Source organism: Pseudomonas sp. (assembly GCF_026224925.1).
Lineage (GTDB): Bacteria > Pseudomonadota > Gammaproteobacteria > Pseudomonadales > Pseudomonadaceae > Aquipseudomonas.
In genome coordinates, this window is sequence record NZ_JAMFRV010000235.1 from 1 (window position 1) to 7351 (window position 7351).

7 protein-coding genes are annotated in these 7351 nt (G+C 55.9%); 6 read left to right on the forward strand and 1 reads right to left on the reverse strand.

Annotation, left to right across the window (positions count from 1 at the left end; translation table 11 throughout):
• On the reverse strand, positions 1-739 hold a 739-nt coding region (locus tag M0974_RS10155), incomplete at its 3' end, for a LysR substrate-binding domain-containing protein (protein ID WP_297835874.1).
• Between the two features lie 129 nt (positions 740-868).
• Here M0974_RS10155 and M0974_RS10160 point away from each other — a divergent pair.
• The 6 genes from M0974_RS10160 to M0974_RS10185 all read left to right on the forward strand — a co-directional run bounded on the left by M0974_RS10160 (position 869) and on the right by M0974_RS10185 (position 7314).
• The gene (locus M0974_RS10160; RefSeq protein WP_297835875.1) at positions 869-1567 is read left to right on the forward strand and encodes a fumarylacetoacetate hydrolase family protein; all 699 of its coding nucleotides are present in this window, start codon (positions 869-871) and stop codon (positions 1565-1567) included.
• 87 nt (positions 1568-1654) lie between these two features.
• Positions 1655-3022 (forward strand): aromatic acid/H+ symport family MFS transporter, encoded by a 1368-nt coding sequence (locus tag M0974_RS10165; RefSeq protein ID WP_297835876.1) that lies wholly within the window; start codon positions 1655-1657, stop codon positions 3020-3022.
• Between the two features lie 21 nt (positions 3023-3043).
• The gene (maiA, locus tag M0974_RS10170; RefSeq protein WP_297835877.1) at positions 3044-3682 is read left to right on the forward strand and encodes a maleylacetoacetate isomerase; all 639 of its coding nucleotides are present in this window, start codon (positions 3044-3046) and stop codon (positions 3680-3682) included.
• A 65-nt stretch (positions 3683-3747) separates the two neighbouring features.
• Positions 3748-4947 carry a 3-hydroxybenzoate 6-monooxygenase gene (locus tag M0974_RS10175; protein WP_297835879.1) on the forward strand — a complete coding sequence of 400 codons (1200 nt, stop codon included), beginning with the start codon at positions 3748-3750 and terminating at the stop codon, positions 4945-4947.
• A gap of 90 nt (positions 4948-5037) precedes the next feature.
• On the forward strand, positions 5038-6150 hold the full coding sequence (locus tag M0974_RS10180; protein WP_297835880.1) for a cupin domain-containing protein: 1113 nt from the start codon (positions 5038-5040) through the stop codon (positions 6148-6150).
• 249 nt (positions 6151-6399) lie between these two features.
• A complete protein-coding gene (locus tag M0974_RS10185; protein ID WP_297835881.1) occupies positions 6400-7314 on the forward strand; it encodes a transporter in 915 nt (304 codons plus the stop codon).
• Positions 7315-7351: the final 37 nt, after the last annotated feature.

The window sequence follows — 7351 nt, forward strand, 5'->3', positions numbered from 1 at the left end:
AGAGCAAATCGCTGGTTTGCAGCAGGCGCAGGTTGGCCATTAGGGATGATGACTCGACTCTGCTGGCCAATGGCTTGAGTCCGGCATTGCTTAAGGCAGCGTCCAGACGTTGACGGATGGGCGTACCTTCGGGCCAAAGTATCCATTCGAACGCAGACAGATCGCTCCAGTCGAGATGCGAGCGCGTTGCGAGGGGGTGACCGAGGCGGGCGATGACCTGCATGGGTTCACAAAAAAGCATCTGGCTGTGCAGCGTCGAGCGGGGGCGGTAGTTGTCGAGGCGTCCAATCACTATGTCCAACTGACCCAGTTCAAGCCGTTTCAGCAACACGTTCATCGTGTTCTCTTGCAGAGAAACATGCGCCCGTGGATGCATGTCCAGAAAGTAACCGATGGCATCGGGTACCAAGCTTGGCGCCGAGGCGGGTGACGTACCAATGGAGATGCTGGCGGTATTGCCCTCCTTGAGCGCGTCCATATTGCTTTGCGCCCGCTCCATCTCGCTAAGAATACGCCGCACATGGTTTATCAGCAGCTCACCTTGAGCGGTTGGCCGCAAACCGCGGGCGTGGCGCTCGAACAGCGTGGTGCCTGCATCTTCTTCCAAATCCTTGAGCCATTTCGACAGCCCGGGCTGGGTGGTGTGGGCTGTACGGGCGGCATCACTGATGCTGCCCGTTTCGGCAAGGCGGATCAGCAGTTGCAAATGTCTGAGGCGCAGGCGTGTGGTCCAGGTCATGACGTACTCATACGAAAATTTGTATGGCTTCATCGGATAATATCATTATTCACATAAGCCTAACGGGCCTTAAATTGGGCTAACAGCAGCGGCACCGATGCAGCACTTACCGTTTTCCAGGAGCCTTTTATGAGCTACGTACTTGAGCCGCAAGCCCCCGTGACACTGGCGGTCGTTGGCAGCGAGCAAAAATTCCCAGTGCGCCGCGTGTATTGCGTTGGCCGCAATTATGCCGCTCATGCCCGTGAGATGGGCTTCGATCCAGATCGCGAGCCGCCATTCTTCTTTTGCAAGCCTGCTGATGCCGTGGTTTCGGTGGGCTACTACCAGCCGCTGGAACTGTCTTACCCGGCAGAGACCAGCAATTACCACTACGAAATCGAGCTCGTCGTAGCCATTGGTAAAGCTGGCAGAGATATTTCGCTGGAGCAGGCCAACGACCATGTCTACGGCTACGCCGTGGGCCTGGACATGACCCGTCGCGACCTGCAGATGAAGATGCGTGAAATGGGCCGCCCATGGGAAATCGGCAAAGCGTTCGATGCCTCGGCTCCAATCGGTCCATTGCACCCGGCTAGCCAGATTGGCCACCCGAGCCAAGCGGGTCTGTGGCTGCAAGTTAACGGCACGGACAAGCAACGCAGCAACATCGACAAACTGATTTGGTCTGTACCGGAAACCATCAGCTATCTCTCGCGCTTCTTCGAACTGCAGCCTGGCGACTTGATCATGACCGGCACTCCGGAAGGCGTGGGGCCAGTGGTAGTCGGCGAACGCATGACCGGTGGCGTAGAAGGCTTGGGCGAGATCCAGGTCGACGTCGTTTAACACTATCCGGGGCCGGTTCTACATCGGCGGCCCCGGATCGAAGTTCCAATATGTGGCCAGCATTGCGCTGGCCCAGAGGATTCACTTATGTCTTCCACTGATAAAAATAAAAGTGTGGATGTACAGGATTTCATCGATAGTCGGCCGGTCAGTCCGTATCAGTGGCTGATTGTTGGTTTGTGTTTTCTTGTGACTGCTATTGACGGACTGGACACTGCCGCCGTCGGTTTTATCGCCCCGGCCTTGCGTGATGAGTGGGGTCTGACGCCTGGGCAACTCAACCCTGTACTGGGCGCTTCTTTGCTCGGCCTGATGCTGGGGGCTTTGATTGCGGGTCCGTTGGCAGACCGTTTCGGTCGCAAAAGTATTTTGCTACTTTCCGTTTTGTTTTTCGGGGTCTGGAGCCTGGCCGCCTGTACGTCGCAGGATGTCTTCAGTTTGACCGCGATGCGATTTCTCACCGGTCTCGGATTGGGCGGTGCCATGCCTAATGCGATCACCCTGACGTCCGAATACTGCCCTCAGCGTCGTCGCTCATTAATGGTCACCACCATGTTCTGCGGCTTTACCCTGGGGTCAGCGCTCGGCGGGGTGGTAGCCGCTCAGTTGGTTCCTGTGTTCGGTTGGCGCAGCGTGTTGCTTCTCGGTGGCCTGTTACCGCTGTTGTACCTGCCTTTCCTGTTTGTGCTATTGCCGGAGTCGGTGCGATTTTTGGTGAAGCGCTCCGCGTCTACGCTGCGGATCAGTGCCATTTTGCAACGCATTTCAGCCCAACCGCTGGCAAGCGACCTTAGTTACAGCATTCATGACGGCATGGGTGAATCCAACAGCAACCAATCGCCGATCCGCCAGATTCTGAGCGGCAGCCATCGCATGGGAACCCTGCTGCTGTGGAGTTCGTTCGCCATGAGTCTGCTGATCATCTACATGATGACCAGTTGGCTGCCAATCCTGATCAAGGATACCGGCCTGCAGCTTAGCCAGGCGGCGCTGATCGGAGCCATGTTCCAGGTTGGCGGTACCGTTGGCGCTATTGCCCTGGGTGCAGCTATGGATCGCTTCAACCCATTCCGGGTGCTGACGTGTGCCTACATTGCAGGCGCATTCTGCCTAATGTTGATTGGTCTCTTCCATGCTCAGTACACCCTGTTGGTTCTCGGGGTATTCGGCATGGGGTTTTGCATCAGTGGTTCGCAGGTCGGGGCCAACGCGTTGGCTGCCGGCTTCTACCCAACCACCATGCGTGCCACTGGGGTCAGCTGGGCCCATGGTGTCGGTCGCATCGGCGCGGTCTTCGGCACTCTGGGCGGTGGCTGGATGCTAGGCATGGGCATGGGCTTTAGCGGCATATTCACTTTTCTGATGGTGCCCGCCGTGCTGGCCAGCGCCGCAATTTTTGTCATGGGGCTGCGCTACAGCCGCTTGCAGACGCAGACTTCACTCGCCACTCATTAATCCGCCATAGGTACTGTTACTATGAAGCTCTATAGTTTTTTCAACAGCTCTACCTCTTACCGGGTGCGTATCGCGCTCGCTTTGAAGGGGCTACCTTACGACTATCAGGGCATCAACTTACGGGTCGGCCAACAGATTAGTCCCGAGCATCGTGAGCTCAACCCCATTGGTGGCGTACCGGTGCTGGAAGCAGATGGCTTCGTCTTGACCCAATCCTTGGCAATCATCGACTACCTAGACAGCAAGTACCTCGGCCCGCGCTTGATCCCAACCGATGGCCTACAGCGTGCTCGCGTTATGGAAATCGCCAATTTGATCGGCTGCGACATCCATCCAATCAATAACGTACGGGTGCTCAACTATCTGCAGAACGTATTGGCGGTTACCGCTGATCAAAAGACGGTCTGGTACAAACATTGGGTGGCCGAAGGCCTGGGCGCCGTCGAAGCACTGCTGCAGCGCCATGGCAGCGGAAATTTTTGTGTGGGCGACGAGGTTGGCCTCGCCGATTGCTGTCTGATACCGCAAGTGGCCAATGCCGAGCGCATGGGATGTGACCTTTCTTTTTATCCGCGGGTTATGGCGGTATACCGCCATTGCCTGGAGCTGCCTGCTTTCCTGGCAGCGGCTCCTGCACGGCAACCCGATTTCATCGCATAACTTACTTGGTAGGCTTCGCTGCCCATTCAAGAAGCCTGCTCAGCAGAATTTTGGAGACTAAAATAATGACTGCACAACATAAAAAACAGTCGATTATCGTCGTCGGAGGAGGCATTGGTGGTCTCGCCGCTGCCCAGGCATTGACTCAGCAGGGTATTACGGTACTGCTTCTGGAACAGGCTGATCATATCGGCGAGATCGGTGCTGGCATCCAGCTTGGCCCGAATGCCTATGCTGCACTCGACGCTCTGGGAGCGGGTGAAGCTGCGCGGAGCCGGTCGGTGTTCACTGACCATCTGATCATGATGGATGCAGTCGATGCCCACGAAGTTGCTCGCATCGATGTGGGCGAAGCGTTCCGCAAGCGCTTTGGTAACCCCTATGGAGTCATCCACCGTGTGGATATACACCTGTCTATTCTTGAACAGGTGCAAAACAACCCGCTGATTCAATTCAAGACATCGGTCTGCATTAAGAACCTTGAGCAGGACGCTGATGGCGTTACGCTGATTGACAGTAACGGAAATATCTACCGCGCCGACGCTGTTATCGGCTGCGACGGTGTGCGCTCCGTGGTTCGCGATGCGCTGCATGGCGAGGCGCCACGCGTCACCGGGCACGTGGTGTACCGAGCGGTGATCGAGGAGAAGGACATGCCTGAGGACTTGCGCGTCAATGCGCCGATGCTCTGGGCAGGCCCCCGTTGCCATCTGGTGCATTACCCGCTGCGTGGTGGCAAACAATACAATCTGGTCGTCACCTTCCACAGTAAGGATAAGGAAGAGTGGGGCGTTACCGAAGGCAGCAAAGAGGAAGTGCTGAGTTACTTCGAGGGTATTCACCCGCGTCCACGGCAAATGCTTGACCGTCCGACCTCCTGGCGGCGATGGGCCACTGCTGACCGCGACCCGGTGGAGAAATGGGGCGAAGGTCGCATCACCATTCTTGGCGATGCAGCGCATGCAATGACCCAATACCTGGCCCAAGGCGCCTGCAGTGCACTTGAGGATGCAGTGGTATTGGGACAGGCCATAAAACAATGCAACTTCGACCTGCAAGCTGCTTTCCGCCTGTACGAAACCATCCGTATTCCACGTACCGCCCGCATTCTCTGGTCGGCCAGGGAGATGGGGCGCCTCTACCACGCCAAGGGTATCGAGCGTCAGGTGCGCAACCAACTGTGGGATGGACGTACCCAGGAGCAGTTCTATGACGCGATGCAGTGGCTGTATGGCTGGAGCCTCGAAAACTGCATGAAGCACTGATCGGGACATCCACTCCGCTGAACGAAAGCGGGGCCTATACCTAGGTAAGGCCCCGCGTATCGCTAGTCTATTGAAGAAGGATACGTCGCAATGTCCAACCATGAAGGGCTCGAACAGGCTCCCGTTCACAATGCCATGGCCCCGGACGACTCACTCGAGCTGCGCCAGTTGTACGCCGATTTTGAGGCGGGGCACATGATGCCGCTCTGGACGCAAATTGGTAACCTGATGCCCAAGCATCCGATGCCGCGAGCCGTCCCGCATGTCTGGAAGTGGTCGAACCTTTATCCGCTGGCACAGCGATCCGGTGACCTGGTCCCTGTCGGCCGCGGTGGCGAGCGTCGGGCCATTGGCCTTGGCAACCCAGGCCTTGAAGGCCGCCCCTATATCAGCCCGACCTTGTGGTGCGCGATCCAGTACTTGGGGCCGCGTGAAACAGCGCCCGAGCATCGCCACTCGCAGAATGCGTTCCGCTTCGTGATTGAAGGTGAAGGTGTCTGGACCGTGGTCAACGGCGATCCAGTGCGGATGAGCCGCGGGGATCTGTTGTTGACCCCTGGTTGGAACTTTCATGGTCATCAGAACGTGACCGATAAACCGATGGCCTGGATCGATGGCCTCGACATCCCGTTCTCCTTTCAAAACGATGCAGGCTTCTTTGAGTTCGGCTCGGAGAAGCTCACCGATCTCAGTACGCCAGAATTCTCGCGCGGCGAACGTTTATGGTGTCATCCGGGGTTGCGGCCGTTATCCGGTCTCGCGCAGACCGCTTCCTCACCTATCGGTGCCTATCGCTGGGAGTACACCGACCGCGCCCTGACACAACAGTTGCTGCTCGAGGATGAAGGTTACCCCGGCGTGCTGGAAAAAGGTCATGCCGCGGTGCGCTTCATCAACCCAACCACCGGGGGCGATATCATGCCCACCCTACGCGCTGAGTTTCATCGTCTGCGTGCTGGCGCGGTATCGGCCGAACGCAGGGAAGTGGGTTCCAGGGTCATTCAGGTGTTCGAAGGTAAGGGTCTTGTTGTACTCGACGGTATCAGCCACAACCTGGAAACAGGCGATCTGTTCGTCGTTCCTTCCTGGATAACTTGGTCGCTGCAGGCTGAAAGCCAATTCGACCTGTTTAGTTTTTCCGACGCACCAATTATGGAGCGTCTGAACTTCCACCGTACGATGGTCAACGGTCAGTTGGTCTGATGGGTTTTAGGGGGCTGTCACGCACTAAGCTGGCAGTCCTTAGTCTTTAGTTGTAATAGTGTTAGTTAGAGAGAAATGCAGGCCTTGCTTTGACAGATGTCACATGTGTTTGGGGCTCGGGACTGGGAGTCCCTTAATAGTCGATACCCGCTTTAAACCCTGCCGAATATAACGAAACTCTTCGTTATTACTGCCTTTTCTTGAAGAGGCTATAGCGCTGCGTTCAATTATAAAAATAAGGCATACGTAATGAATAAAGTACCGCGAAATACTACTCGGGATTTTTTGTCCTGTGCAACGTTGACCCTGTTGGCTACAGGGTTTTCAGTCAATGTGCAGGCAACTGAAGGTGGCGGCTCCAGTTATCCAATGGGTACTGAAAGTTACATGGTCGGCGCCATGGCGCCCCCAGGGTTTTACGGTATTGTTTATGCAAGCCATTATGAAGCGGATGCTCGGATCGATAATAATGGAAATAAACGGCCAGGGGATTTCCAACTACAGTCTAACGCCATCACCCCGCGTTTCATCTGGGTTACGGACCAGCAGGTACTGGGCGGAAACGTGGCGTTCCATGCGATTATGCCCTTGGTTGATCTCAAGGTAGATCTCAATGGCCAGTCGCAGGAGCAGAAGGGGCTGGGAGATATGACGTTCGGTACGGGGTTGGGCTATCACCTGACCGATAAGCTACGTTCCATTGTCGGCCTCGATGTTGTTGCGCCAACTGGCGAATATAATCGCAACGACTTGGCCAAACTTGGCCGTAACTACTGGGATATTAGACCCGTGTGGGCGTTGTCGTACATTGATCCCTTGGGTTTGAATGCAGACGCGAAAATCATGTATGACTTCAACACGAAAAACAACGCCACCGATTACACCTCAGGCCAAGAATTTCATGTGGATTATACGGTGGGTTGGGGACTTGGCAAAGGCTGGGTAGTTGGTGTGGGCGGTTATGTCTATCAGCAGACTACGGATGATCGGCAGTACGGTGAGCGTATCGAAAACAGTAAAGGACTCGCACTTGCCATTGGTCCAGCAATAAAGTACGCCAGCGCCAGCGGTTGGTTTCTGACGGCGAAATGGCAACAGGAAACTGAAGTGCTGAACCGCGCGGAGGGTAATGCATACTTTCTGAAACTGGCGGTGCCGTTCTGAGGTAGAGCTTTCGAAAAATCTCAAGGAGCTATCAAGG